Origin of the sequence: Dactylosporangium sp. NBC_01737, from assembly GCF_035963215.1 — a bacterium.
Lineage (GTDB): Bacteria > Actinomycetota > Actinomycetes > Mycobacteriales > Micromonosporaceae > Dactylosporangium.
This window is the reverse complement of the sequence record NZ_CP109153.1, coordinates 2,436,297-2,462,872: the sequence shown is the minus strand read 5'-3', so window position 1 is coordinate 2,462,872 and position 26,576 is coordinate 2,436,297. Positions and strand designations below refer to the sequence as shown.

27 protein-coding genes are annotated in these 26,576 nt (G+C 69.3%); 11 read left to right on the top strand and 16 right to left on the bottom strand.

The window, feature by feature from the left end; translation table 11 throughout:
- Positions 1 to 178 precede the first annotated feature (178 nt).
- The 6 genes from OHA72_RS10765 to OHA72_RS10740 all read left to right on the top strand — a co-directional run bounded on the left by OHA72_RS10765 (position 179) and on the right by OHA72_RS10740 (position 4,441).
- Positions 179 to 646 (top strand): helix-turn-helix domain-containing protein, encoded by a 468-nt coding sequence (locus OHA72_RS10765; protein WP_327007702.1) that lies wholly within the window; start codon positions 179 to 181, stop codon positions 644 to 646.
- Entirely contained in the window at positions 646 to 1,206 is a 561-nt protein-coding gene (locus OHA72_RS10760) for a hypothetical protein (protein WP_327007701.1), read from the top strand. The genes OHA72_RS10765 and OHA72_RS10760 overlap by 1 nt, the downstream gene beginning before the upstream one ends.
- Complete coding sequence (locus tag OHA72_RS10755) at positions 1,203 to 1,853, top strand: hypothetical protein (protein ID WP_327007700.1); 651 nt, start codon at positions 1,203 to 1,205, stop codon at positions 1,851 to 1,853. Before OHA72_RS10760 ends, OHA72_RS10755 begins: the two co-directional genes overlap by 4 nt.
- On the top strand, positions 1,850 to 2,362 hold the full coding sequence (locus OHA72_RS10750) for an S-adenosylmethionine decarboxylase family protein (protein WP_327007699.1): 513 nt from the start codon (positions 1,850 to 1,852) through the stop codon (positions 2,360 to 2,362). The genes OHA72_RS10755 and OHA72_RS10750 overlap by 4 nt, the downstream gene beginning before the upstream one ends.
- On the top strand, positions 2,359 to 2,946 hold the full coding sequence (locus OHA72_RS10745; protein WP_327007698.1) for a hypothetical protein: 588 nt from the start codon (positions 2,359 to 2,361) through the stop codon (positions 2,944 to 2,946). Before OHA72_RS10750 ends, OHA72_RS10745 begins: the two co-directional genes overlap by 4 nt.
- A gap of 811 nt (positions 2,947 to 3,757) precedes the next feature.
- Positions 3,758 to 4,441, top strand: a complete 684-nt coding sequence (locus tag OHA72_RS10740) for a hypothetical protein (RefSeq protein ID WP_327007697.1) — start codon at positions 3,758 to 3,760, stop codon at positions 4,439 to 4,441.
- 2,087 nt (positions 4,442 to 6,528) lie between these two features.
- Here OHA72_RS10740 and OHA72_RS10735 read toward each other — a convergent pair.
- Both OHA72_RS10735 and OHA72_RS10730 read right to left on the bottom strand, forming a co-directional pair.
- Positions 6,529 to 7,626 (bottom strand): CU044_5270 family protein, encoded by a 1,098-nt coding sequence (locus OHA72_RS10735; protein ID WP_327007696.1) that lies wholly within the window; start codon positions 7,624 to 7,626, stop codon positions 6,529 to 6,531.
- Positions 7,623 to 8,246 (bottom strand): RNA polymerase sigma factor, encoded by a 624-nt coding sequence (locus OHA72_RS10730; protein WP_327007695.1) that lies wholly within the window; start codon positions 8,244 to 8,246, stop codon positions 7,623 to 7,625. Before OHA72_RS10730 ends, OHA72_RS10735 begins: the two co-directional genes overlap by 4 nt.
- Positions 8,247 to 8,625: 379 nt before the next feature.
- On the opposite strand from OHA72_RS10730, the gene OHA72_RS10725 reads away from it, so the two are divergent.
- A complete protein-coding gene (locus tag OHA72_RS10725; RefSeq protein ID WP_327007694.1) occupies positions 8,626 to 9,162 on the top strand; it encodes a peptidase inhibitor family I36 protein in 537 nt (178 codons plus the stop codon).
- 368 nt (positions 9,163 to 9,530) lie between these two features.
- Here OHA72_RS10725 and OHA72_RS10720 read toward each other — a convergent pair whose 3' ends face one another.
- From OHA72_RS10720 to OHA72_RS10665, 12 genes are all read right to left on the bottom strand, one after another.
- The gene (locus tag OHA72_RS10720; protein ID WP_327007693.1) at positions 9,531 to 11,003 is read right to left on the bottom strand and encodes a tyrosine-type recombinase/integrase; all 1,473 of its coding nucleotides are present in this window, start codon (positions 11,001 to 11,003) and stop codon (positions 9,531 to 9,533) included.
- On the bottom strand, positions 11,000 to 11,380 hold the full coding sequence (locus OHA72_RS10715) for a helix-turn-helix transcriptional regulator (protein WP_327007692.1): 381 nt from the start codon (positions 11,378 to 11,380) through the stop codon (positions 11,000 to 11,002). The genes OHA72_RS10720 and OHA72_RS10715 overlap by 4 nt, the downstream gene beginning before the upstream one ends.
- A complete protein-coding gene (locus OHA72_RS10710; RefSeq protein WP_327007691.1) occupies positions 11,377 to 12,063 on the bottom strand; it encodes a hypothetical protein in 687 nt (228 codons plus the stop codon). The genes OHA72_RS10715 and OHA72_RS10710 overlap by 4 nt, the downstream gene beginning before the upstream one ends.
- Entirely contained in the window at positions 12,023 to 12,532 is a 510-nt protein-coding gene (locus OHA72_RS10705) for a VUT family protein (RefSeq protein WP_327007690.1), read from the bottom strand. The genes OHA72_RS10710 and OHA72_RS10705 overlap by 41 nt, the downstream gene beginning before the upstream one ends.
- Positions 12,533 to 12,849: 317 nt before the next feature.
- Positions 12,850 to 13,374 (bottom strand): hypothetical protein, encoded by a 525-nt coding sequence (locus tag OHA72_RS10700; protein WP_327007689.1) that lies wholly within the window; start codon positions 13,372 to 13,374, stop codon positions 12,850 to 12,852.
- Between the two features lie 101 nt (positions 13,375 to 13,475).
- Complete coding sequence (locus OHA72_RS10695; protein ID WP_327007688.1) at positions 13,476 to 13,832, bottom strand: hypothetical protein; 357 nt, start codon at positions 13,830 to 13,832, stop codon at positions 13,476 to 13,478.
- Between the two features lie 855 nt (positions 13,833 to 14,687).
- Positions 14,688 to 14,888: a hypothetical protein gene (locus OHA72_RS10690; RefSeq protein ID WP_327007687.1), complete on the bottom strand. Its 201-nt coding sequence runs from the start codon at positions 14,886 to 14,888 to the stop codon at positions 14,688 to 14,690.
- Positions 14,889 to 15,391: 503 nt separating this feature from the next.
- Positions 15,392 to 16,711 carry a NucA/NucB deoxyribonuclease domain-containing protein gene (locus OHA72_RS10685; protein ID WP_327007686.1) on the bottom strand — a complete coding sequence of 440 codons (1,320 nt, stop codon included), beginning with the start codon at positions 16,709 to 16,711 and terminating at the stop codon, positions 15,392 to 15,394.
- Positions 16,712 to 17,037: 326 nt separating this feature from the next.
- Positions 17,038 to 18,204: an XF1762 family protein gene (locus OHA72_RS10680; RefSeq protein ID WP_327007685.1), complete on the bottom strand. Its 1,167-nt coding sequence runs from the start codon at positions 18,202 to 18,204 to the stop codon at positions 17,038 to 17,040.
- On the bottom strand, positions 18,201 to 19,244 hold the full coding sequence (locus OHA72_RS10675; RefSeq protein WP_327007684.1) for a DNA-methyltransferase: 1,044 nt from the start codon (positions 19,242 to 19,244) through the stop codon (positions 18,201 to 18,203). Before OHA72_RS10675 ends, OHA72_RS10680 begins: the two co-directional genes overlap by 4 nt.
- A 157-nt stretch (positions 19,245 to 19,401) precedes the next feature.
- Positions 19,402 to 20,037, bottom strand: a complete 636-nt coding sequence (locus tag OHA72_RS10670; protein ID WP_327007683.1) for a hypothetical protein — start codon at positions 20,035 to 20,037, stop codon at positions 19,402 to 19,404.
- An 88-nt stretch (positions 20,038 to 20,125) separates the two neighbouring features.
- Complete coding sequence (locus OHA72_RS10665; RefSeq protein WP_327007682.1) at positions 20,126 to 20,329, bottom strand: DNA cytosine methyltransferase; 204 nt, start codon at positions 20,327 to 20,329, stop codon at positions 20,126 to 20,128.
- 96 nt (positions 20,330 to 20,425) lie between these two features.
- Here OHA72_RS10665 and OHA72_RS10660 point away from each other — a divergent pair, with 96 nt between their 5' ends.
- The 4 genes from OHA72_RS10660 (at position 20,426) to OHA72_RS10645 (ending at position 25,439) form a co-directional block, all read left to right on the top strand.
- Complete coding sequence (locus OHA72_RS10660; protein ID WP_327007681.1) at positions 20,426 to 21,622, top strand: tyrosine-type recombinase/integrase; 1,197 nt, start codon at positions 20,426 to 20,428, stop codon at positions 21,620 to 21,622.
- 87 nt (positions 21,623 to 21,709) lie between these two features.
- Positions 21,710 to 24,223, top strand: a complete 2,514-nt coding sequence (locus OHA72_RS10655; RefSeq protein ID WP_327007680.1) for a tyrosine-type recombinase/integrase — start codon at positions 21,710 to 21,712, stop codon at positions 24,221 to 24,223.
- 117 nt (positions 24,224 to 24,340) lie between these two features.
- The gene (locus tag OHA72_RS10650) at positions 24,341 to 24,862 is read left to right on the top strand and encodes a DUF6262 family protein (RefSeq protein ID WP_327007679.1); all 522 of its coding nucleotides are present in this window, start codon (positions 24,341 to 24,343) and stop codon (positions 24,860 to 24,862) included.
- A gap of 70 nt (positions 24,863 to 24,932) precedes the next feature.
- Positions 24,933 to 25,439: an NUDIX domain-containing protein gene (locus OHA72_RS10645; RefSeq protein ID WP_327007678.1), complete on the top strand. Its 507-nt coding sequence runs from the start codon at positions 24,933 to 24,935 to the stop codon at positions 25,437 to 25,439.
- A 1-nt stretch (position 25,440) separates the two neighbouring features.
- Here the strand turns inward: OHA72_RS10645 and OHA72_RS64600 are convergent, their stop codons facing one another.
- Positions 25,441 to 25,623, bottom strand: coding sequence for an LIM domain-containing protein (locus OHA72_RS64600; protein WP_442788555.1), 183 nt, complete (start codon positions 25,621 to 25,623; stop codon positions 25,441 to 25,443).
- A 407-nt stretch (positions 25,624 to 26,030) separates the two neighbouring features.
- Entirely contained in the window at positions 26,031 to 26,474 is a 444-nt protein-coding gene (locus OHA72_RS10640; RefSeq protein ID WP_327007677.1) for a DNA cytosine methyltransferase, read from the bottom strand.
- Positions 26,475 to 26,576: the final 102 nt, after the last annotated feature.

Sequence of the window (26,576 nt, the reverse complement as noted above, 5' to 3'; positions counted from 1 at the left end):
GCCGAACCCGCCCGGGCGTAACTGGGGGCATTGACCGGCCCGGACGCGGCCACACCCAGCTCGTCGGCATTGCCAAACGCAGATCCCAGCCCTGCTGGCCGGCACGATGCCCCGGTCACGACCGGCGCCGGACAGCACAGCGTGAACAACCGGTTCTCCTGGAAAGGGTGTTGCACAGATGCGTGCGGCGCCAGGTCCACCGTCGGATCAGCTGCTCTCCGTTGCCCGGGTCGTGACGATCCTGGACCTGGTGGGCAGTAGCCCGCACGGGCTGAGCGCGCATGACATCGCCGAGGCGGTCGGCATGGTGTCGACGTCGGCCCTGCACTACGTGTCCACGCTCGTCTACCACCACTACCTCGCCCGCTGCGACGGCCGCTACGTGTTGGGACCCGTCCTGGCCGACCGGGCCGGTGACCTGATCACCCAGCTCCGCGCCAGACACGAGGCCGGCGCCACCATCGATGAGCTGGCCACCCAACTGCAGCGACCGTCCCGGCTGGTCCAACGGCTGCTCAGCGGCACCGTCGGACCGACGGGCCCGGTGCCCGCCGAGCTGGTCGCCGACCCCCCGGCGACCAGCTCGGCGGCACGGGTGAACAGCTCCACCCCCGACATGCCCACCCCCAAGATTGGGTGCACCTGATGACCATCAAAATCCACGACATCCTCGGCGGTGATCTGCGCGAAGCGGCGTGGGCGCTGTACTCCGACGCGTTCCGCGAACTCGACGCCCTCGCCGTGCAGCGGCACCTGATGTACCGCGGCGAGTTCGACGACGTGATGGACGATCCGCGCGTCCAGAAGTACCTCTGCCTGGACCTCGACGACACGCTGCGGGGCCTGTCGATCTACACCAACGACCTGGACGCCGTGCCGCTGATCTCCCCGGCGTACTTCCATCGGCGCTGGCCGCAGCACCACGCCGAACACCGCATCTGGCACTGCGGGTTCGTCGCCACCCAGACCGACGGCCGGGCAGCGGCGGCGTTCGGGGAACTCGTCACCGCGATGTACCACACCGCCGCCGGGCGGGACGGTCTGATCGCGCTGGACTTCTGCGCCCGCACCGACGAGGTGCGCCACATGTCCCGCGTGGTACGGCTCATGCTGCACCGGCTCTCCGGCGACGTCCGCGCCCAACGCATCGACGAGCAGCAGTACTGGCTGTACGAGTTCCCGACCGTCGCGGCGAGCACAGCATGACTGAGCAGACCCAGACCGTGGCGCGGTCGCTCACGACAACCGACTGCCCCGCGCGGGCCGTGCCGCAGCGAGCGGAACCGACCGGCACCGTCGACCCGACAGGTGTAGTAGTGACCGGGCAGCCGCGGCAGTTCCCTGCGTGGCTGGACCGTTGCGGGCCGCCGCAGCTGGTGGCCGAGGCCACGCAGCGGTGGCCGTGGACGGTATGGCTGCACACCGGCAGCGCCGACCCGCAACCTCAGCTGGCTGTCGGCGACGCCCAGTTTGCGTTGATGCTCGACATGGCGGTCGGGCATCTGGTCGAAGACGCGGACGACTACGCCGGCGTCTGGGCCCGGTGGGTGCTGTGCCACCGATCGGCCGGGGCGGTGTACACGATCGCCGCCGCGCTGGTGCGACATGCGCGAGTTCCGGGCGGGCTGATCGTCGAGCTGGATGCCGCAGCCGTCCGTACGGTGCTGGCCGGCGCGCACGTGCGGCCGAGCACGCTGCGGTCACAGCCGCGGCGGCTCACCGCCGACGGCATGCTCGGCCGGCTCCGCCGGGCCAACGGCGGCGACTGGGGCAGCTACGCCCTGACCATGCCACTGCCACCGCTGGCCGCGACGCCCCGCGGTGACGCGACGAACGGGGAGCGACAGTCATGACCACACCGGACACCGCCGAACAGACCACACCCGGAACCACAACCCGGCCCGCAACCGGGACTCCTGCGGGGACCGTAGGTGCGCCGTGGGGCGTCGAGCTGGTCCTCGATCTGGACGGCTGCGACCGGGAGCGGATCAGCAACCGGCGGGTGATCCGCCGATTCGCCGAGGCCCTGGTCCAGGAGATCGGGATGCGACGCTACGGACGGCCGGTGTGCAAACGGTTCGCGTTGGACAACCCGGAAGCCGCCGGGTACTCGCTGGTGCAGCTCATCACCACGTCGAGCATCACCGCCCACTTCGCCGAGAACACCGGACGGGCGTTCATCAACGTGTTCTCGTGCAAGGACTTTGACGTCGACGCAGCGGCACAGTTCATCGCGGCCTACTTCCGGGCCGGCCGGTACACCGCCCAGGTGCTGCACCGCGGCCCGAACCCGGCAACCACCCCCACCCCCACCCCCGCTGCAGCTGGGACTGATGCTGGGGCGGGGGTCGAGGTGTCATGACCGGTGCCAAGTCCGAGGGCGCGTCGTTGCGGGCGGTGTTGGACGTGGCGCTCACGGTCGGCCAGGCGTCGTGGGCGCGGTGCCGGCACGTGCCCGCCGAGCATGCGGCGGCGTCGCTGGACGAGGCCCTGCAGTCGGTGCTGGACAGTGGGGCGCTGCACGCGGCGTTGGCGTCGGTGGTCGTGGCCGCGGTGCCCGGCTGGGCCGAGGCCGGCGGCACCGCCGGCGTTGCGGTGGATGACGTCCGGGTCGAGGACCGGCCTGACGATCCGCGGGCGTCGATGCGGTGGAAGCAGGTGGTCGGCGAGGTCGTGACCGGGGTCATCCTGGATGACGCCGATGCGACGGTGAGTCGGTTGCTGCTGGTTGATGTGATGCAGACCAGGGGGTCGGACACCGACACGGACCGGTTCAACCGCCTGGCTGGGGAACTGCTGCGTCTGGACGGGGCAGAGGCATGGTTTGTGGCCGCTGCCGCGCTGCTGCGCCTCGCCGACGTCTGCAACGAACTGCCCGCCACGCCTCCACCACCCGCCGACCTGCCCTCAGCCGCGAGCGACGCGGACGGTGACCGGACCGGGTGAACCCGGCCAGCGAGACGCTGACCGAGGTCGTGGTGACCCCGGCCTGGCCGCTGCCCGCCGGCCGCCCTCCGCCCGGCGACCCGAGCGGCTCCACGGCACCCATGCACCGGCACGGGCCGCCGACAGCGGCCGCCGCACCGGCCACTGAGGATCGGGGCCCGATGAGTGTGCGCACCCGGGGTGGTCCGGCAGCGCCGGTGATGCTGACCGTCGCCGGCCCGGACCTGCTCACGGTGATCATCGATCAGCGCACCGGTGCCCGGTATCCCCCGCACCGACCTGCAGCACCGGCCCGGCTGGGGATTCACATTGACCAGCGCCAACGCCACCGGCGACGTCGTCGTCGACTCCTCCACCAGCGAACTGCTTACCCACGAGTGGCACCCCCGACGGCGACTCAACTGTCGCGCTGCTGCTGGACCGGACCCAGGCCCCAGGTGTCTCCCCGCGCGCCGGCCAACGCCAACGCCACAGGGCCGGGCCTACTGCCGGACCCGCTGCCGAGCCGTCTGTTGTCGCATCGACGGGCATGCCCACCGCCACCCTGCATGCCCTACCTGTCCACCCTCGATTGAAGGATCTCGTGACCTCCACCTCGCAGCAGGCTCATGCTGTCCATCCTGTCCGGCGACGGCTCGCCGTTGCCGCCGCGGCGCTGTCCATCCCTGCCGTTCTCGCTGTCGGTGTCGCTGCCGCCCGGCCGAGCGGCCAGGTTTCGGTGTCGACGTCCGAACGGCCGGACAGTGTGTCGACTGCGGTGCCGACGCCGACGGTGAGCTCGGGAGCCGACCCGGGCACAGTCTTGGAACGTATGGCCGTCGGCATCGGCAACGGTCCGGCCGACCCGCCGAAGGCCATGTTCGAATACGTCGAGACGCGCGTATGGGAGTCGTTCCCCGCCGACCCGACCGTCCCGGCCGAGACCGGACCCGGCCGGCACATCCGGTTCTGGACCACCGGCCGCGGGGTCAGCCGCACCGTCGTGATCAACGATGCCCGCGGCTGCCCGCCGGAGACCGACGAGTCCGACGAGGCCCTCGGGCCGTTCGACGGGCCGCTGTCCAGCGACCCCGACGCCGTTCGCCGGCAAATCCTGCAGGAGCCGCTCCCGCCAAAGGTCGTACCTGATGTCTTCGGGCAGGTCGCCGACTTCTACAGCGACCGGTTCGTGCCACAAACCACCCGTCAAGGAGTCCTACGGATGCTCGCCCGCGTCCCCGGCATCACCGTCCAGACCGGTGTCACCGACCGGACCGGCCGGGCCGGGTTCGCCGTCATGTGGACCTACCAACCAGCTGCGCCGTTCACCGTCACGAAAACCCTCATCTTCGATGCGCTCGCCGGGCAATTGCTGTCCAGCCACAGCCGCGCCCACCGCCGCCCGGACGCGACCACGCCCCCGCAGCCGACCGACGAGTACGAGATCTTCGTACTCTTTGTGGCCAGCACCTACACCCCGGACACCCGCACCCCGGCCGTCACGTGCACGACATAAGCTCGCGCCCGCTCACACTCGAACCAGCCCAGACCCCGCCGCTTCCCGAGCGCGTGGTGCCCGACCGCTCACCACGCCGCACCACACGCCGCCCAACAACCCACCCATTCCATTGCCACGGCGGAGGAACCCCTGGCGCTGCAGTACGAAGCGCTCCATCGGGTGGGCCCACACGACCGGCGCTGAACCGCGACACGATAGGGCAGCCACATGACGATACGCACCATCCAGGTGCTCGACGACGACCTCGACGGAGGCCCGCGCGGACGAAACTGGGTGCTTCGCGTAGGACGGCGTCGACTACACGATCGACCTGTCCACTGCCAAGGCGGCCAGACCGGGGGACATCGTCGGGCCGTTGGAACACGACACACCGAGCTGTGGCTGCTCTGCTACGCCAACCGGCGCGGCACCGTCCCGTCCCGGACGACGGCCTCACCATCAGCGTGAGCCTGCTACCTAGTCCGTTGCGGCCCGCACGTCAACGGGCGATGAAGCTCGGGCTGGCGTGCGCACTGCCGCTGCGTCGTTTGGTGATCGGCAGGTTCGATGGGCGCCGGCCCTGGCCGGGGTCCTCGTTCCTCAACGGGCCGCGCCGGTGGTGGCATGGCTGCTTCTGGCCCGCATCTCGGGCGCATGCAATGCCGTTGGCCGTGACGTGGGTTGTCCGCGGCGAGGTGTGACCTGTGGGCTGGCCATCGGTCGTACCGGTTACCGGCCGCCGCCCGATCGGGGCGGCGGGCGGACTACCTGAGGGTGATTGGGCCCCGACTGGTTGACATCGATATGCGCTGAGTGCGGATACTGTTTTCGTTAGCGTGTCTTGACGCATCCGTGACGAACCGGCACAGTGGCACGCACGCGAGTCGGAAATCTGACACGCGGGCCGGTGATGTCAGGTGGCAGGGGTCGACTGCCTGGCATTCCGAACGGCGATGCCTCTCTCATGGGGTGAGTCGTTTCGACCCACAGAGACCACCGGGTGGTGACCGTAGTGGCCACCACCCGGAGGCGCGGATCAACGCTTACTTTGGACGGTACCGCGTTGATTTCGCGAGGTGGAGCATGGCCCTTGCTGTGGCTGCCATGGCGAGGGCCGTGTTTCGCAGATCGCCATCGAGGAACGGCAGCAGCGACAGGGCTTCAGCAGCGGTCGCGAATGTCGTCACGATGGCGATCGCGGTCCTGAAATACTTGGACCGCCGGGTTCGACACACCCGCCCTTTGCGGTGGACTTGGACCATGCGTCCGGGGGGCCGGTGGTGCCTTTTGCGTTTTCGCCGACTCACGAGGGTCCTTCCTCGCACACTCCGACACGGAGTCCTCCGGCCCGACGCCGGGGGTCTTTGGTGAGCGGCGGAAACTGGCAGCGAGCAGTGCTCGGTATGGTGGCCGGCCCGCCTGAGGCCGAGGGTGCGGGTTCGCCGCGTGCCGACCTGGCAGGGTCAGTGTTGTCGGGGGCTGCGCGCCGAGGGTCGTAGCGAGGTCGCGATTCGCGGATTTCGCTGTGGCCATCCGGCTTGCTGGGCAGACGTGAACCATGACAGGTGTCCAGCGGCGGCGGGCGGTTCGGCACACGATCGCGCGACTCGACGGTTCATAGAGTGTCCTCGGTTCTTCGTCCGCGATATTTCAAGAAGATGATTCAGATTCGTAGGTGCTGGCAGCGTGGGCACGCCAGTTCGATAGGGGCAGTCTAGAAACGGTGCAACCGTACTGCACGAGATCCCCTTCACGGAAGACCTTCGTCACTGTCCGCGTCAACAGCGGTCTGCAACTTGCATATCGCGCGTGCACCGTTGGATGAATGAATGAAGTTCGCTTTCCGGGGGTTCGTTGAGCTGCCATTTTGCGAGGCAGGCGACGGCGGAGGGCCGTAGGGCCGTTCGGGTGTACGCCGCTACCCATTGTGATTCGAAAGGTGGGCAGCATGACGTTGCCGACGGCGATTTTCGCGTCGGCACGTGCATGCATGTTGATTTCTGGGCAGCGGATATCAGCGTTTGCTGCGCAACCCCTGCGAACATGCATTTGGGATCGCACCGAGCGGGCAGCACTCCGGTCGCGTCAGGTCGGCCAGATGGGCGTCACGTCGGTTGGTCCGTACGTCGGATTTCGAGCAGCATCACCGCCTCGGTCAACTCGAAGGTGTCGACGGCGCCGGTCGCGCCGGACGGCTGCGTCAGTCGTTCGACGGCGAGCAGCTGGCCACTGTCCATGTCGAACACGGCGACGGTGGCGGGCATCGCACGTTGTGCCGGGTCGACGGTGACCGCGAGCCCGCGGCGTCCCATCGGGTCGGCGACTTCTCCGCGGTGCACGATGCCGGGCGTGTCGGCCAGGATGCGCAGGGCCGCCGCGCGCTGCGCCGGGGTCAACGCCGTGGTGCGCATGAGGGCCACGACCCGGTCGAAGAAGACCTGCGCCTGCTCCGACGTGTCTGGCAGTGCACCGGCATGCGCGAGTTGCACCGCCAGCAGGGCGGGATCCTCGGAGGGTGCTTGCAGCATGATCGGTGCCGACGCCGGCACGACCGCCTCCCTGATCCCGCAACTCACGGGTGGGCGGGACGCGGTGAAGCCCGATACCGGGCAGGAGCGGTGCTGCCCGGACATGTCGGGACCCCACCAGGTCTGCTCGTCGGTGACGGGCGCTGCCCCGCCGCCGGGCGGGCTGGTCCACTGCCGGGTCCGCACGTAGGTGTAGGAGCCGATGCCTGGTACGGGGGCCGCCTGCCGAGCCCGCTCGGCCAGCTCGGCCAGCCGGCCCGCCGCCGGCTGCGGCGCAGCCAGCCTGAGCGGTGCCGGCGCCGGCACGGGCGCCGCCGACGCGCTCGGGTCCTGGCTGACACCGCCGTTGCGGTGGGCGATCCCGATGATGACGACCAAACCCACGGTGGCCAGCACGGCGACGAACGCCGTGACCGAGGCCAGCCCCCGTGCACGGCGACGCGGTCGAGCCCGCTCACGCCGGATATCGCTGGCCAGGGCCAGGAAGTGTTCGCGGCTGAGACCCAGCGGCGGCACCGGTGGATCCGGCAAGGGGTCCAGCAGCAGGGCCGCCAGCGCCAGCAACTCGTCATCGTCCAACTCGTCCGGATCGGCCGGCCCAGCGGGATCGGTCGCATCCGGACGGTGCGGCCCGGCCACCGGCTCGGCGTTCTCCGGGTCAGGATGCCCCGTCATGTACCGCCCCTTCCGTGATCACCTGTGCCGCGACCCGACGAGCGCCGCTGCACGTCGTAGACCTTTCGCAGCAGCTGCAAGCCCTCGGATCGGTGCCACCGCACCATGTGGACACTGGTCCCGTAGCGCTCCGCGGCTTCCGCGTCGCTGAGACCCAGCACGACCTTCGCGTGGATCATCTGCATCTGCGGCAACGACAGCGTCCGGCGGACGGCATCGCGCATCGCGACCCTGTCCTCCAGGGACATCCCGACTGCGCCCATCCCGGACACCTGGTCCAGCACCCGCTCATCGGCGTCGATGGACACCGACTGGCGCCGCGCACGTTGACGGTGGTGATCAGCGATCTTGAACTTCGCCGCCGCCCAGAGCAGGCCGCTCACGCTGCGAACCCCGTGCACCGGCCGTCGATACAGCTGTGCGAACAGGGCGTTCACCGCATCCCTGGCGTCCTCCCTGCACAACCCGCGCTTCATGAAGTACCGCATCAACGACGGACTGTTCTTGACGAAGACGGTCGCCAGCCACTGCGCGTACGCCTCGGGATCATCGGACGGCACATCGGGTCCATCCGCATCACCGTCGCCCGCGCCACCGGCACCGACATCCACAGCGGCCACCAACCGACCCCTCCCTCCACCGACGCCCATGCCCGCACCCCGTCAAACACCACGCCGCCCTCGCGTCGCTTCCACCCCTCTCGCCGTGCGTAGCGAGCAAAACATGAGTGCCAAATTTCGCGCCCGTCCCAAATCTCGAGAACGCGGCGGAGGCCGGCCGCCGCGTCGGCGGGATGCCCGCCCGACAGTGCAGGTCAGGGGCTCGACGACGCGGCGCGTTGATTCTTTTCATTTACAGATAACGATGTGTCGATCTAGAGCGTGCGACGCATACGCTCACCCCGGGGGTAACGCAGCGCAATCGATCAGCTGCTCATCGTGGCGGATCGTCACGGCCGGTCGCCGCGCGCTGCGGTCGACAACACTCAAGGGGGTACCCATGCCACATCACGCGATCCGAATCCTGCGCACCGCTGCCATCATCGCGCTGGCCGGCGCAGCACTGGCCACCACCTCCACGCCCGCCGTCGCCGCTCCAGGCGACGGTCCCAATCAGCATCTCGTCGATGCGTATCTCGCCGAGCACCCGGGCGGCGTCCAGACCGGACCTTCCGACATCAGCTACAGCGGCGGCAAGTTCGTCGTCACCGTCGCTCGCCCCGCCGCGAGCCTTGCCGGCGCGGACTGCCCGTCCGGATGGTTCTGCTTCTACGACAAGATCAACTTTGGGTATCCACGCGGCCGGCTCAGCGACTGCAGCTGGCAGGACCTGGGCAGCTGGGGGTGGCGGAACCGAACCGAATCCGTCGCGTACAACCTCGGCTCCGGCTACGTGACCTTCTTCGACACCGACAGCACCTACAGCGCACTGTTCGCCGTCGGCGCCAGCAGCAGCGGCAAAGCCCGCTCCATCGCCGACGTCGGCGGCAGCCGCAACCGCGCCGACGAGGTATACCGCACCAACTGCGGACCGTAGCTGCCATCGACGGCAGCGACGCCGACGCGGCATCTTGGCACACCAGCGGACCGTTCTCGCACGGTGCGCGATGCGACGGCCGACGTGCCGGCCGCAGCAAAGCGGCACGGCGGAGTCGGAAATGGGGTGCAGGCCGCCGTCGGGCAGCGGGTCAGTCGGCCGGTCCCGGATAGGCCAGCGGTGGGTGCGGCGGCAGGGCGCACCCAATGATGACATCGACCCCGTGGGATCACTGCTCCGATCGGATATGCGGCGTGCTGGATCGGCGACGACGAAACCGGCCCCTCCCCGTTCGTGGGAGGGGCCGGTTTCGTCGTGGCGGTGCGGGAATCGGTGTCGGGTCCTGCGGTGGCGGGACGGGACGGCGGTCAGGCGGCTTTGGTGTTGCGGGGGATGAGGTCGCCGACGGTGTCGGCGTAGGCGCGCTGGAATTCCAGGAGGACGGAGGTGTAGGTGTCGGAGGTGAGCGCTTGGGTGGCGTGGCCGAGGGTTTCCTGGACTTCCTTGATGTCGGCGCCGCCGGCACGCAGGTACGTGGCGGCGCAGTGGCGCAGGTCGTGCAACCGGACCGGTGGCAGACCGCTGGCTTCCACGAGGTCGTCGAAGCGTTGGCTGACCCTCTGCGGATGCCATGCATTGCCGTCGGGCCGGACGAAGAACAGGCCGGTGTCGGGCCAGTCGTCACCGGACACCTGCTGCAGCCGGTCACGGCGGGCCAGATAGTCCCGCAGCACGGTGATCGTCGACGCGCCGAGCGGCATGACCCGCTCCCCGGCGTCGCTCTTGACGTCTTTGACGATCGGCACGTAGCCGACGGCGGTGATCTGTTCGGCGACGGTGAGGACGGCGTCGTCGAGGTCGACGTCGAAGTCGCGCAGTCCGACGGCTTCGCCGCGGCGCAGGCCGCGGTGCAGGATGAGCAGGAACAGCGGGTAGAGCATGATGTCGTGGCGTTCGGCGTAGTCGAGGAACGCCCCGGCCTGCGGTGGGGTCCAGACCATGACCGGGCTGGGCCGCTGCCCGGTCTGCTGCCAGCGCGCGACCGCCTTCGTGGTCCAGACCTTCGGCGTCGGTGGTTTCCCGGACGGCAGTTCGATGCTCAGCGCCGGGTTGGTCGGGACGAGTTTGGCTTTGCGCACGCAGTCGTTGAGCGCTTTGCGCAGGGTGGCGAGGAGCCGTTGCATGCTGGCCGGGCCGATCGGCCGGACCCCTTTCACGGTGGCCCGCACGGCCGGGTCGGGGCTGGCCTTGGCCGCGATGATGGCGGCGTTGCGTTCGTCGAGGTCGGTGAACATGTCGGTGATGTGCCGGTCCTTGAGGTTCTGGATCGGGATGTCGCCGAGGTGCGGGATGAGGTAGAGGCGGATGTGGTCGCTGTAGCTGCGCATGGTGTTGGGTGACAGGCCGCGCCGGTTGCCGATCCAGTCGGTGAGGTATTGGGCGGTGGTGGTCGGTACCGATGCGGACACTCCGGCGCGGATGCGGGCGGTGACGGTGCCGACGTCCGGGAGGGCTTCGCGGCGGCCGGTGCCCCAGATCAGGTCGCTGATCTGGATGGCGAGGTGTGGGTCGTCGCCGGCGAGGTTGAGCAGGGCGCGGATGTGGTCGAGGAGTGCGGTGGCGGCGTCGCGGCCGTCGAAGCCGCTGCGCCGGAACGGCCGCCGTTCCGTCTTTGTCCGGACCGGGAGTTCGATCTGCATGGCCCAGCTGCCGTGGGTGGGGTGCCACCCGCCGCCGGCCCGGCGCAGCTTCGGGCATTTGCTGCCGAGTGTCTTGCCGTTGGCGTCTTTGCAGGTGCAGCGTTTGTAGACGGAGCCTTCCGGGTTCACACGTCTCCTCATGTCGGCACGGCCCGGTCATGCTGGGGGCCGGAGCTTCTGATTGCGTCGTGGTGATCGACGCTCGACTGTCCGGACGTGGTCAAGTCGCCTTCCGGGGTGGCGGGTGCGACCGGTGCGGCGGGGATGTGCAGTGCGGTGAGGATCGCCGCGACGGGCACGCGGTAGCGGTTGCCGACCCGCAGGACCGGGACGGGGAAGTCGCCGTCGGCGGCGAGCTGGTAGGCCAGGGCCCGGCCGAGGCCGAAGATCCGGGCGGCGGTGGGCAGGTCGGTGACGACGCCGAGCGCGCGAACCGTGTCCTCGGTCCAGACCTCGATGCGGTCCGCGGTGATGTGGTGTGGCCCGGCCGCTTCGGCGGTGGGCGGGGTGGTGGTCACGGTGTGGTGCTCCAATCGGAGATGTGCTGAGCGTGATCGTTTGGCGGAGACTGCTGGGGCGGCTGGGGCGGCTGGGGCGCTGGGAGGGTGTGGAGGTGCTCGAGCCAGCCGAGCAGTTTCGGTAGGTTCTGGCGGGGTCCGTACGCGAGGTAGGTGCCGTCCGTGGAATGCGCGCCGATCGATGCGGCGTAGCGCAGCCGCCGCAGGCTGTTGACCCGCCCGACGTGCACATGGAGGCCGAGCCCGTGGGCGTGGGCGGCGAGCCGGGCGGCGGCCGGTCCGAGTTTCCACGGGGTGGATCCGCCCAGGAACAGTCCGTCGAAGAGGTTCCAGTCGATGTTGAGGTGTTCCAGGCCGTCCTGGGCGACGAGCGCGGCGGGGTAGCCGAGGGCGCGGATGCGGGGCAGGACCGGCCGGGACCGCGCCCACGTCGCTACCGCGTCACCGACGACGTCGGGTGCGGTCGCGAACGCGCACTGTCCACGATGGACCGCGCGGGCGGTGAGCCAGGTGAGGTAGCGGTCGTCGCCGGGGTAGCGACCGGTGTAGGAGTTGTTGTCGGCGATCCACGCGACGCCGTCCTCGACCCGGTTCCCGGCCGCGGGGGTGGCGATCATCCCGAGCCGGCCGGCGCGCATCGCCTCACGAACGAGCGGGCCGGAGGCGGTGGCGTAGTAGCGCACGGGCGGCGGCGAACACGGCGACGGGGACGATGGTGGCGAGGGCCTTCACCCACAGCTGTCCGGGCAGGGCGGCCCAGACCGGGAATCCGCTCAGCGCGAGGAACAGCAGCGAGTCGACGGGGATGCTGACGGCGTTGGACGCGAGCGCGGCGCGGAGCATGCCCCGGTCCCGGAGTCGCTGGTAGACGAGGAGGTCGAGGAGTTCGGCAACGAGGAACGCGACGGCGGAGGCAATGGCGAGGCGGGACCCGGCGGGTGTGGCGCTGAAGACGGCGCCGGTACCGATACAGGCCAGGACCGTCGGCCGTCCGGCCGTCTGGTGGACCCAGTCGCGGGCGAGCAGGGTCACGCCGGCGGCGGCGGTCCCGGCGGCGGCGGTGAGACCGAACCCGACCGGAATGAGCCCGTAGCGGGCGGTGAGGCTGTTGGCGGCCACGACGGCGGTGATGAACACGAGGACCGGCGGCACGGCTGCGGTGATCGGCGATCGGCGTGGACGGTCCGGGGACGCGGGCGCGGGTTGCGGGTGGGGTGGCTGGTGGTTGCGGGCTGGCATGGCTGGGTGGGCCCCTTTCGGGCACGGCAGTTCGGCCCTCGCCGGGACTGGCGAGAGCTGGTGTGGATGTCTGGTCGGCGGGTCTGCTGATCTGCGGCGCGGTCGTCAGCCGGCGCCGCTGGTATCTGCGATGACGTCGGTGTGGTCGAGGTCGGTGAGCCGGCGCAGGCCGGTTCGCCGCATCCGCCGGATGTCGCAGGTGATGTCGGTGCGGCGGTTGAGGTCGGCGGTCAGGCGGGTGCGGGCGTCGGCGCAAACGGTGTCGGGGTCGTCGCCGGTGACGGTGATGGCCAGCAGCGCGTCGGCGTGGATGCGGTAGATGCCGCCGACGGGTAGCCGGGGTGCGGGTCGGTGCGCGTGGTCCGCAGCCCGCGCAGGCTCCGGGCGGCGGGGTGTTCGACCGGGGTGGTGGGGGTGTCGGGGCCGGTGAGGTAGCCGTCGCGGAGGCGGCTGAGGGCGGCGATGAGGTGGGCGGTGCCGACCTGGTGGGCGTAGCGGTCGTTGGGGGCGCGGACGCGGGTGGTGACGGGTACGGCGACGCCGACGACCCACCGGTAGGGCTGGGTGTGCAGGCCGAGGCGGGACAGGACGTCGTCGCCGTCGCGGCGGGTCAGCGCGCCGCGGCTGACGAGGGCGCGCAGTTCCGCGCGGACGGCCTCGGCGGTCAGCGCCGGGACGGCCCGGTCGTGGTGGTCGGCGAGCGCGGTGAGCGCGGCGAACGGGCGGTGTTGCAGTCGGCCGCGGGTGCTCGGCATGGCAGCCTCCAGAACTGTGACAGGGAATTAGGACCACGCATTGGCGCGTGCCGGTGCCGCTGCTGCGAGGCGGCGCAAGGGAGTGTTCGGGGGCCGGCGGTTCAGGTCGCGGCGGCGAGGACGGCGGCGAGCATGTCGGTCCACTCGACGCCGTGGACGCTGGTGTCGTGGTCGAAGGACCAGACCAGGTGGTCGAGGTCGAACCCGCTGCGGTGGCCGTCGATGAACACGAAGCTGCTCACGGCATGGCCGTCGCGGCCGGGACCGATGACGAGGCTCCAGGTGTCGGCGTGCAGCAGGACAGCGACGGGTCGGCCGCGCAGGTCCCGGCCGATGAGCAGTGCTCCCGGCGTCGGGTCGGCGGCGAGGCCGGGTGCGTCGGCGATGATGTCGGGCACCTGCCGGATGTCGATCTCCCACATCACGTCGTAGATGGCGCGGTGAGTGTTGCCGGTCATGGTCGGCTCCTTCGGGATCGGGCCGGTGGGGCCGGCACGGTCGTGCCGGCCCCACCGGCCTGCGGTACTGGCGGCGGGACAAGGGGCGGTGCGGTGATGGCATGGCGAGCGCTGCGGGACTCCGGTCAGGGCGGGGCGTGCCAGCGCTGCCGGGCGATGTGATCGGTGCCGTGCTCGGCGCGGGGCCGGCTGGGACGTGACCAGCCGGGTGACGCCGGGCGCTGCGCGACGACGTGCCAGCCGCCGGCGCGGAGACTGGCGCCGCTCTCCCCGGGTCTCTACCCGCGCAACTGTTGTTGGCCGGATCGTGATCCGTACCGTTCGGCTTATGCGATACGCGTACGTTCCTGGGCGATGGACCGTGTTCCGGTATGACTTCGAGAGACCGTGGCGACCGTCCGGGGAGCTGGCGCGCGAGCGTGGTGACGTGCTGGATCGGGCGAGGGTGGACGGTCGACGGAATGATCAGCCGTTCCTGCTTGGGCCGGATGGTCGGCCGGACTTGCGGGTCAACGGGTTCTTCGCGTCGCGTCGGATGCGGGCGATGTCGCCGGTGACATGGCGGAAGTACGCCTACACGCTGGGGTTGTGGCTGAATTTCTTGCATGTGCTGGGGCGTTCGTGGGACTGCGCGACTGAGAACGACGCGGAGTCCTTCAAGGGAAGTGACCATGGGAACCGCCACTAGCGCTTGGCCTACCCACGGAACCGATCCTCAGCGCGTCGCACTCTTGGCCGCCGCAGACCGCCTCCTCACCGGAACCCCGCGCCGTTCCACCGGCAACCTCTCCGTCGTCCAAACTCGCCATCGAAGCCGACGTCAAGTACTGGGTCGTCGCCCAGCGTCACACCGATCTACGCGACCACTTCCAGAACCTGGCCAGAGCCGCCGGCAACACCCCTGCCGCGTTCCGCAGGACCATCAACGCGCACGACCAACTCAAGGCTGAACTCGATCGGCTCCGCCAGCACTGCGAAGGCCTGGAACAGATCGTCGGCACCTACGCCACCGTCATCAACGAACTGGCGCTCGAAAACGAGGCCCTCAGAGAACAAATCGGCAACTCCACCAGTAATGTCGCTCCGTTCCAACGAAGACGCGAGCCGACCAGACCCTGAATTGTCTGCCCGGACGGAACGGTTTTGGGGTGTCCCTGCATTGCATGAGATCGAGATCGGGCCGACGGGCGGGCCGCGACGACGCCAGCCGCCCCAACAGGGAACCGCGCCGCACGCTGAGCCCTGATCCACCGATGGGATTGAGCAACTGTGGCATCCCGGACGCGGCGATGCCCTCGCGAGCTGGAAAGATAGAGGTTCTTCAGGCTTCTATCGTCCAGTTCGAGAGGGCACTTTCGGGGCGAGGTTGCCGCACGGCGCGGCACGACTCCGCGCATCGGTTGATGATCCGAATCTGGTGTCTTGTGCCGGGTTGGAGCCGGTCATGGCCCTCGCCCAGCGGTGTGGCAGGCACTGCCAACCCGACCCGGCCGGCTGGCCGCAGCGGCGGCGGACAACAGCCGCCGCCGCGGTCAGGGCGTTGCAACCGGCACTGCGGATCAGTCGTTCGGTGCGTTGATGATGTCGACGTAGAAGATGTCGTCGTCCAGGATGCGGTCGTAGCTGTAGAACTCCGCCAGCATGCTGCCGGTCTTGCTGTTGTGTTCCGCTTTGACGGGCTTGGCGGCCCAGGTCTGCGGCGACCAGACGTCCTCATAGTTGGCGCCTTGGGCGGTGGACGCAAAGGGGTACTCGTCGCACTGTCGGGTCTCGCCGTTGGGGCCGGTTGTGTAGTTCGCACCGTACCGTGAGATGCAGTACTGCTGCACCTTGTAGCGGCTTTGGTTGTAGTTCCAGCGTCGGGAGAGTGGTTCGTAGTAGTCCGTCAACGGCTGGATGTAGTAGCCACCTGGCACGAACCTGCCGTTCACGTTCGGCATGAGCTGATCAAGGTGGTGCATCGCATCGTAGAAGAACTCCACCGACTGCTTCGTCTCCGCAGCGTTGTAGTCGTACTGCAGGATGCCTGCCGTGTACGGGAACGAGCACCCGCCCACGGGCGACTCCTGAATGTATGGCGCGTTGTCACAACGGCCGAGCACGCCGTAGCTCGGCGCCTCATCGCCGGTCGAGAAGACCCTGAGGGTCCGTTCGATGAAGAAGTGCGAGATCTTGTGATCCGGGTAATCTCCGCCGCCGTCTCCTGGCGTCATCGGATCGAGGAAGTGCGCGTAGGACGTCGCCTTCCATTCGGTGATCGTCTTCAGCGCCCCGGTCGCAGGCGCCGAGTCGCAGGCGCCGCCGTCGCTGGCGTAGGTGCCGCACGAAATGTTGAGGTAGAGCTTCTCGTTGAGGTTCGGGATCCCCGTGTGCACCCATTTGTCGAAGTAGACGTCGACATCAATGGCGCGCGTGGTGTGCGAACCCCGGGCTATGGTCGTGAGCCGAAAGTACGACCGCCCCTTCTCGACGCAGCCGGGATTGCACTGCTCGTGCCGCACGTATGCCAGCTCGACATTGCAGGCGGAGTAGTGGTTCTTGAAGTACCACAACCCGTCCGGTTCGGTCTCGTCCCAGAAGTCCCTGCACTCCGTGGGCGTCACCCAGTCCTCTCCGGGGTACGCGAACGCGGACACGCCGCCACTCTTGCCCCGGTAGACGTGGGGGTTCGCCCTCTTTGCCTGCGCCACGTCATCGGCGAGCGATCGCCGAACCCCGGTACCGTCCGGTTTCTTGGAGAGCCAACCCTTGGCGGGATTGTCCGCCGACATCCTGGGTTTCTTCCCTGGATGCTCGACGATCTCGATCGACGCCTTCCAGGTCGGCTCCTCGGCCGCATGTCCCACGGCCGGCAGCGTGGCTACCAGCACTGCGGACACGGCTAGGCTCATAAGACCCAACTTGCGCTTAACCACCCAGACCTCCACATCGATAGATGGAGATTCTAAGATGCGCAAGTTACCGCGTATAGGACATTTTGGTGCCTAACGAAGCTGTATATACCGGACTATGTATGGTAAACAGCCTGCCCTTCAAATGTATTCGAAGGGCAGGCTGTCGGGTCTGCTTGCGACCGGCGCGGAACCGCGTGACGGGACCTGCTGGCGCAGGCCGCTTTCTGGTACGCGGTGAACTGCCGACGGTGGCATGCGGCGCAGGGCGGGAGAGGGCCCCTGGCCTCGCCGTCTGCGACGACCCGTTGAAGTCACATCGGCGGGGCGTCGAAGCTGCGCAGGAGGCCGGCGTCGAGCCACACCTCGTCGAACTTGACACCCGTTTCGAGCTCAATCGTCGCAAGCGACGATGCCTGCCAGTTGCCGACGCCGGTCGGTGTTGCCTGGGTCTCGAGCAAGTCACTCAGGTGCTGCGGGAACGCTGAGGGGTCCTCGCCGGCCCGCTGCTCAGGAAATTGAGCGTCGAACCACGACAGGAGTGCGCCGTTGGCGGCATGGCAGAGCGCGTTGACGGAGTTGACGTTCCAATAGGCCGAGGAGACGACCGCGTCCTGGCTGAGCACGCGCAGCACAGTGTGCCTCGATCCCTGGAACCCGTTGACCTCGAGCAACGCGGCGGCGTCTTCCGTTTCCGCGTAGAAGTAGCGCTCGAGCCCGTTGCCCGCCCGGCTGTCGGTCCGCAGATCCCTCGGCATGACGCTCGCGGGTATGCCGCCGAGTGAGTGCACTGTCGACTCGAACCGCGGCAGCCGCTCATTCGGGCGGATGACAGTGAAGCAGATTCCTGTCTTCAGCCATTCGTGCTCGTCCAGCATCCGCTGATACTTCTCGGCCTCGCGAGTCGGCATCTCCGGTGCGCCTCCGTTGTGAACAGGTGGTGAGATTGTGAACAGGTGGTGAGAACAGCCGCCCGTCCACCATAGACAATCCGCGATTCGCGCTGCTGTGGAGTAGGTGGGTAGCTCGCCGTCGATGCATTGGCAGAGCAGGTCGGCGTGGCCGTCGTGCCCGGCGTACTCCTGGATCGCCGACGGACAAGGGGGACAACGTGTCGGGGAAGGCCACCGCGATCGTGGCGGGCTCGGTGACCGGCGAACAGACGGGCTATCCGCCCAGTGGGAACAACAGCCCGAAGTACGCGAGAGAACCCCGGCCTGGGTGTAGGTGACGAGACGGCGGTAGCCGAGCGCTTTCGCCGCGGTCCAGGCCGCGGCGTACAACATCGAGCACGCGTTACGGGTGCCGTCGTCGAGGAGCCGGGCGACCCGCCGGCCGACGACGGCGACGCCGACCAGGAGGTTGTCCTGGTCGGCGACGCCGATGGAGTACTTGTGCCCGGCTGGTGGGCGGTGGTGGCGGTGCCAGTCGATGAACGCGCACGCCTCGGCGAACGTGACCGGCACCGTCCGCAGCCTCATCCCGGCCCTCCATCTGTGCCCGTCCGTCCCGCCGGTCCTGCCGGTGCTGCGTCGTGCGGGCCCGGGCCGGTGTCGGTGTCGGTGTCGGTGGGCAGGTATGGGGCGAGCCGGGCTTCGTCGTGGAAGTCGGCGGCGATGTCGACGCCGATGTAGGCGCGGCCGAGGTGCAGTGCGGCGAGGCCGGTGGTGGCGGCGCCGGAGAACGGGTCCAGGACGACCCCGCCGGGTGGGCACCCGGCGGCGATCGCCCGCAGTGGTAGGTCCAGCGGGAACGGGGCGACGTGCGCACCGCGGTAGGGGCGGGTGGCGATGTGCCAGACGTCGCCGGGGTTGCGGCCGCCGTGGTGGGCGGCGGTGTGGGCGTGGCCGATCGGTTTGAGGTTGCCGCTTCCGGCTCTCGGTTCGACAGCGGTGTCGTCGGTGGTGTCGGCGGCGGTGTACTTGCCGCCGTAGGTGCCGCCGCGTCGGCGCGCGGTGGCGTCGACGCCACCGGTGCGGCCCTTGCGGGTGCTGCCGAAGACACGGCTGCCGTCCGCGGCGTCCGGCCGGGCGAGCGGCACCCGGATCGGGTCGAGATCGAAGTAGTATGTCTGGGACCTGGTGAGCAGGAACAGCAGCTCATAGCTGGCGGAGAGCCGGTCACGGACCGATTCGGGTATCGGATTTTTCTTGGCCCAGATGATCGCGTTCCGGAGCCACCAGCCGGAGCGTTGCAGCGCGAACGCGACCCGCCAGGGCACCCCGTTGAGGTTCTTCGCCGGTAGCCCGCCACCGGCGCCGGTGCGGCGGCCGGTGGCGTAGCTGTCGGCGAGGTTGAGCCACAACGTGCCGGTCGGGGTCAGGACCCGGCGGGCTTCGTCGAACACGGCGGTGAGCCGGTGCACGTAGTCGTCGAGGGTGCCTTCGAGGCCGTACTGCTGGTCGGTCCACACCGCCGTGCAGGCGGGGCACCGGGTGTCCGGTGTCCGCCGCCGCACGGTGATGGGGTGTGCGCAGGTGGGGTCCCCGCCGTGCCAGCGGCCGGTGCCGTAGTCCCTCAAGTCGCCAGTACGGCGGTGAGGTGACCACGGCGTCGACGCTGGCGTCGGGCATCGCGGCGAGCACGTCGCGGGCGTCGCCCGAGGTACAGCCGGACTGGACCGGCCCGCCGGTACTCGAACCCGCTCAGCGGGTCGCCGCTGGCATCGCTTACAGCGCTCATGCGGGCACCGCCCAGCGGGCGGGGTCGAGGAGCAGGCACAGTGCGGCGGCGGCCTGCTGCGGCACGACCCCGTTGCCCAGCACCCGCAGGGCGCGGGTGCGGGGCAGAGCGAGGTGCGGGTCGGTGACCCAAAGGTCGGGCAGTCCCATCAGCCATTCCACGAACAGTGGGGCGAGGACGGGTTTGCCGTGCCGGCCCGGCTGGGAGGGGTCCGGTACGGGCCGTCCGATGAGCAGCTCCCAGCGGGCGACGGCGGTGGCGTAGGCGCCCCACCTGGTCTCGTCCGGGGTGCCGTATCCGGACAGTGGATCGCCGATGTCGATGGGCTCGGCCTGCCGGTCACCCACGCGGACGGCTGCGGAGGGCAGGGTCAGGTCGCCGTGTGAGCCGCGCTGTCCGGGGCAGCCCTTGACGCCGTCGGTGGCTCGAGGTGTCGGCAGGAGCCGCGCTGCGTCGGTCAGAGTCCGGCCGGCGTGCCCGATGAGTGGGACGGTCCGGCCGGCGGTGGCGTTGGCTGACGCGCGGCTGTCCGCGACCGTGGGGGTCGGCAGTAGCGCGCCGCGGGCGAGGCTGTCCAGGCTGGGCCTGACCGCCGCCCCCAGGGATGGGGACTGGTTGGTGCCGTATGGCACGGCGGTTGGTGTGGGGAGCAGGTGGTGGCGGGTGCCGTCCGGTTCGATGAGGTCGGGGAGTCCGTACTGGTGGCCGACGCCGCGGCCGTCACGGGCGCACGGTGTCGGCAGGGTCGGTGCCGCCGCAGAGCCGGCGCTGGTCGGCGGCCAGCAGGAACAGCCGGTCGCGGCGGTGGGCGGCGCCGATGTCGGATGCGCGTAGGCATGCCCAGCGCGTGTCGTACCCGATCGCGGCCAGGTCGGCGTGCACGACGTCGAACCCTCGCCGGAGGAGCGCGGCGACGTTCTCCACTTTTCCCGCCAGAGTTTTGGCTGTCCGCCACGTCCGGCAAGGCCGTGCCTTGCTCGTTCCGGTGCTCGTTTTCCCTCTGGCCTCGCGATGTCCGTGATGTCGGTTGAGTTCGGAGGAATCGTGGTGCTGAGACTGGTGGTCGGCGGGTATCGGGTTCAGGAGGTGCGGCACCGGGACGGGACGATCGCGTTCACCATCGTTGGTCCGGACGGGCGGGTGCATCCGGAGGCCGAGCGGTTCCTGGCGCGCTACGCCGGGGCGGGGACGGACCGCACCTACGCCTTCTTGCTGGTCGATCACTTGCGGTGGCTGGAGTGCGAGGGGCTGGTACTCGGATCGGTGTCGTTTCGGGACCTCCAGCGATACATGGGCGCGGTCGGCGCGAAGGTGCCGATGCCACTGGGTTCGCCGTGGCGTGTCGGCAAGCGGCCCTACGGCAACAGCGCCCTTTCCAGCGCTGCGGCCTGTCTGAAGGGCTTCTACCTCAGCCTCACCGACGCCGGCGTCAACACCGGGCTACGCGATCGCCTCGACGTGCAGCGCCTGCCGTCCCAGCGGGATCGGGACCGCGCGTTGCTGGGTCACCTGACGACGGTGCTGCCGGGCAACCCACTGGCACCGGCGCCGATGCGGCGCCGCCACCCGAAAATGCTGCCGGATGGTGCTCGGGCGTTGATGGTGGAGTCGGCGGCCTCGGCGCGAGACAGGATGGTGATCGACTGGCTCGCCGACGGAGGTCTCCGGATCGGGGAGTTGTGCGGGCTGCATCTGGTGGACCTGCACCTGCGTGAGGGCGCGGCCTGCGCTCAATGTCGCTCTCCGCATCTGCACGTGTGTCACCGGCCCGGCCTGCCCAACGGAGCGCGGGCCAAGCGCAAGCACCCATGGAGCGTCCAGGACGGCGTTCTGGTCGGCGGCCTGATCAGGCGGGTGAGCCCGGCGATGGTCCACTCCTACTTCGCATACATCACCGGCGAGTACCCCCGGGGCGCCGCTCACGGCGTGCTGCTGGTGCAGCAACACGGACCGGGGGCGGGGCTGCCGTGGACCCCGGAGGGCGTGCGAGGAATGATCGCGCGTACTGGGGAGCGGGCTGGCCTCGGCCGTATCAAGCCGCACGCGTTCCGGCATTCGTTCGCCACCGCCGTGCTGGACGCCTCCGGCGGGAATCTGGTGGTCACCAGGGAAGCCGGCGGCTGGGCCTCGACGGCGACGGTCGACGCGGTCTACGCCCATGCCGACGTCCACGATCCGGTGTTCGACCGAGCCCTGCGCACGGTCTGGGGTGAGTGACGCATGACGATCGAAAGACCGTTGCTACTGCTGTCCCCGGTCCCTGATCCGGCTTGGCGGCGCGAACGACGAGACAGACTGGAGCTGTTGAACGCGCTGATCGGCGCACCGGACGTGGAGGTGTTCTGGCGCGATGACCTGATCACGCTGCCGCCGGACCATGTGGCATACGCCTGGCAGTGCGTGGTGCCGGTGTGCCTCGGCACGCGGGCACACCGGCGGGAGCTGTGCGAATCGCACCTGGCCCGCTGGTGGAAAGTCCGTGACGCCGGCGGCACGAGCTTGCACCAGTTCGTCAGGACCGCACCGCCCGCACAGACCAGGGGCCCGGAGAACCCCACTCCGGATCCCTGCCGGATCTGCCCCGGCCGCCCGTCGCACGATCCGCGCCTCGGTCTGTGCCGTGCTCACGTCAACAGCTGGCGCCCCGCACGGCGGTTCGATCCCGGCCTGGGCTTCGACGTCTGGCTCACCCGCCAACGACCACTCCCGGGTTACGCGGCCTGCGCGGTGCCGAAGTGCGGTGGCCTGGCCTGCGACGCGCTGGGCCTGTGTTCCCCGCATCGCAACCGCTACCGGTACGACGGCTCTCCTGGCGGCGGGAAGCTGCCGGGCTCCGTGTTCCGCAGCTTCGAGGCCAGAGGGCTTCCTGTTCCCGTCACCTTCGTCGACCGTCAGGCGTTCACCGCGTGGTGCGCGGCGGTCCAGACGGTCATCGGCCCCGGCCAGCTCGACCTTCGAGGCCTTCCACCGCTGGTCGCCGCGGAGATCCGTTGGGGGCTGATCGCCCACGCGCGCAGGCCGAACCGGGCGGTCTGGCGGATCCGGCATCTGCGGGAAGTCATCGCGCTGGCCCGCGGCGGCGTCGCCTCCATCTTCGACGAAGACATCACGGGCGGCTCGAGCCCGGCCGATCTGGTGTTGCGCGGAATACGTAGAGAGTTGCAGCTGGTCTACCTGACCCCCGCCAACACCAAGGAAGCGGGCTTCGTCTGCTTCGAGCACTTCGGGGTCAACGTCGCCCGCCGGGGAAACGTCTACGACCTCACCAGCGTGACCCAGCGGTGGCTGCGCGACCTGCTGTGGGAGGAGATCGTGGAGCTCTTGCAGTGCGCGTCTCCACCCCGCAGCGGCAGCCCGCTGGACTACCGGCGCCGCGCCCTGATCGAGCTTTCGGCATTCCTGGAGGCCACCCGAGCCGACGGCGGGCACGAGCCTTCGGCCCTACAACGCGACGACATGCTCCGCTTCGTCGCCGACCAGCGCCGCCGAGCCGCGGACGGGCTGCCGTCGCTGGTACTACGCGACTCGGACGGGACTCCGGCCGTCGTCAACGAGAACACACGCCACTACGTGTTCAACAACATCCGCATGATCCTGCGCAAGGCGATGGACAACGGGGTGGCCGAGCAACTCGGACTGGACCGGGAGTTCATCGTCGCCATGCCGGCCGGCGGCAAAGCCGTCGTGGCCAAGCGCCGGCCATTCGACGATGACGTCGCCCGAGCCTTGACCCACCCCGACAACCTGCGCGTCCTCGCCGCCGACTACGACCCCTACGGATACGGATTCCGTGAGATCTGGGAGACGGTAATCGCCACGGGCCGCCGCTGCCGCGAGATCCTGGAGTTGCGCCAGGAGTGTTTGGGCCGTTACGGCGGGGTGCCCATGCTGTGGCACGACCAGACCAAGGTCGGGCACCTGGACGCCGCCATCCGCATTCCGGAGACGGTCTACGAGGCCCTGCGGCGACGCCAAGACAAGACCCTGGCGGGGTTCGAGGAACGCCACGGCCGCCCGGCCACCCCCGCCGAACGACAGAGGATGGCGCTGTTCCCCTCCCGGGTAAGAAACCCTGACGGCCGGGTGTCCATTGGCTACTCCGTCTTCGGACGTGCCTTCCGGGACTGGGTCGACACCCTCGACGTCGGCCACCCGGTCCCGCACCAGGCTCGGCACACCCTGGCCACCAGCCTGCTGCGGGCCGGCGCCGGACTGCACCACATCAAGAAGTACCTGGGCCACGTCTCGCTCGCCATGGCCGAGCACTACGCCGAGGTCGCCTCCAGCGAACTGGACGACATCCTGCAACACGTGTGGGTCGCCGGCCCCGCCGCCGCGCAGCCCGGCAGGCTACTGTCCGCGCCGAACCCCAGCGCGGACCCGGCGGCACTACGCGCGATGGCCGTCGACCTGTCACGCAGATCCACCCCCGCCGAGGGCGGCTTCTGCACCTTCCAGCCCGTCGTGCGCGGCGAGGCGTGCCCCTGGCAGCTGAACTGCGAGGGTTGCGACAAGTTCGTGCTCTCCGGCGCCGACCTGCTGTATTGGCGGCGGAAACGAGAACAGTGGCGGTCCCTCGCCGAACGCGCACCCGACGACGCCACCGCCGACTGGCTGCACCAGGTGTTCGAGCCCACCGCCCGCGCCATCGACGGTCTGGAGACGGCCCTGGCCGACCTCGGTCTGCTGGAACAGGCCCTCGCTATGGACTACCGCCGGCCCCAGGACTACTTCCACCGCATCTGGTCCACCGCCTTCCGCGCCACCGAGCTGGCCCAGACCGCAAGCCACCAGGCTTCCAACGCCGAACAGGATTGACGACTAATGACGCAGCCCACCACGGCAGTTCCGCCCCAGCGGACCCGCCACGCACTGCTCGCCCGCCGCGCCCGCACCGAGGCCAGCCTCGCAGGAGTACAAGAGATCGTCGACCGCATGCTCAAGGACAAGACCCCGATCACCATGGCCGCGGTCGCCCGGCAAGCCGGGGTGTCCCGAACCTTCCTCTACGACAATCCCGCAGCGCGGCGGATCATCATCGCGGCTGCCGCGAAGGCCGCCGGTCGGCGGGCCGAGGGCCACGAAGCCGAACACAAGGCGCTGGAAGCCTCCTGGCGTGAGCGAGCACTGAACAGCGAGAACGCCCTCAAGGCCGCCCACGCCGAGATCCTGCGTCAGCGCGAGCAGATCGCCGAACTCCTCGGCCAGATCCGCGACCTGAACACCGGCTGGACCGAGGACGATCACATCCGCATGACCACCGAGAATCTCGCCCTCAAACGCGCCACTCGCGACCAAGCGACGGAGATCCGTGGCCTCACCGACAAACTGGCCGCCGCCCGCGAGAACAACCGGTTCGCCGACCGCCGCATCGCCGACCTCGAAGCCCGCATCGTCGAACCACAACCGGGACAGGGAAACGAGGTTGGTCAGCACAGCGCCAACGGCAAGCCATAAAACCGAGCCAGGGCTGATAGCCTCCGAATATGTCGATCATCGTTCGCCCCGCCGCCGCGTTCGACATCCCATGACGTCGAACCTGCGCCGGTCCGTCCGTGCGATCGTGCTCGACGAGGACGACCGCATACTGTTGTGCCGGTTCGTCCCTCCTCACCCAGCAGTGCCGGTCCAAGCGACGGGCGTGTGGGCGGCACCAGGCGGCGGCATCGAACCCGGCGAGGACCAGCTGACGGCCTTGCGCCGCGAACTCCGCGAAGAGACCGGTCTCGCGATCACCGTGGACCCACCGCATGTCTGGCACCAGGAAATCGTCGCTGCCGACCACGCGCCCGGCTTCGACGGCATCATCAATGATTACTTCCTCATCCGCGCGAGCCACTTCCAGCCCCGCGGCGAGTTCACCGATGACCAACTCGCCCGCGCCGAGAACCTCGCCGCCTTTCGCTGGTGGCAGCTCTCGGAGATCGTCAACTACGCCGGCCCTGAGCTGTTCTCGCCCCGCGACCTCGCCACACCGTTGACGGCACTTCTCACCACTGGCACGCCAACGCAGCCGGTCCAACTCGGCCTCTAGACTAGAGAGGCTCGCCGCAACTCAGGCAGGTGTCCTCGCCGTCCTCGTACATCATTCCGCAGCAGTACGACGACCCACCGCTGACCTCGAAGCATGCTTCGTGCCAGTCCTCTCCGTTGGACTCGGTGTGACTGCCGTCGTCCTCGATCGGCTCCTTGCAACCCTCGCATGTGAGCGTTGTCATGTTCTCGCTCTTCCCCTCACACCGGCTCCGCAGCGTTCCGGCCCCAACAATCGGGGGACGTGAACGGCGAGCAATAGTCGCTGTCGTGGCGCTCGGAGTAGTCGTTCATGTTGGCTGTGGGCCTGCCGCAGTTGGGACAAGCAGGGTGCTCGCCCGGACAGGTGCGGCTGTTGTGCCCGCCGAGTCCACATACGGTGCATGCCACGCGGGCGATCTTAGCTCTCGATCCACGGGCTCGGCGAACGCAAGACCCCGAAACCGTTATGGCAGCCCACACCTCGGTCGCCTTCATCGGCCCGGCGGCTGCGTCCGCTCCGGTCAAGCCGACCCAGAGCCGATCGATTTCATCGACGCGACACGCCGAACCGGCATCAGCCCGCACCCGTCGCGGACATGTACGCTACGTATCAGCGCAGCTCAGAGGCGTTATGAACACCGGGACGGCCGGAAAACTCCACGAAGACGAGTGGTGGTCGTAGGTGGCGAACGGCGTCGGCGACGGCGGTCCAGACGCTGGAGTGTTCGCCGGTGATACCGGCGCGTTTCCCGGCGTTGGAGATGTCCTGGCAGGGGAACCCGGCGGTGAGGATCTCGACGGGTTCGACGACGCTCCAGTCGACGGTGCGGATGTCGCCGAGGTTGGGCACGTCGGGCCAGTGGTGGGTGAGGACGGTGCGGGCGTGCGGGTCGGTTTCGGCGTACCAGGCGAGCCGGCCGCCGAGGACCCATTCGACGGCGAGGTCGAGCCCGCCGTAGCCGGTGCACAGCGACCCGATCCTCGGCACACCGCCCCCGGATTGTCCGGGGGCGGTGTGCCGGCCCGATCGGGTGCCGGTGGGGTGGCCACTCACGTCACCTCCCGCACCGGGGCAGGGTCGGTGGCGGTGGTGTCGGGGTGCGGGCAGGTCCACGGCCCGCACCCCGGCACGTCACCGTCGTTCTCGTCGACCGGC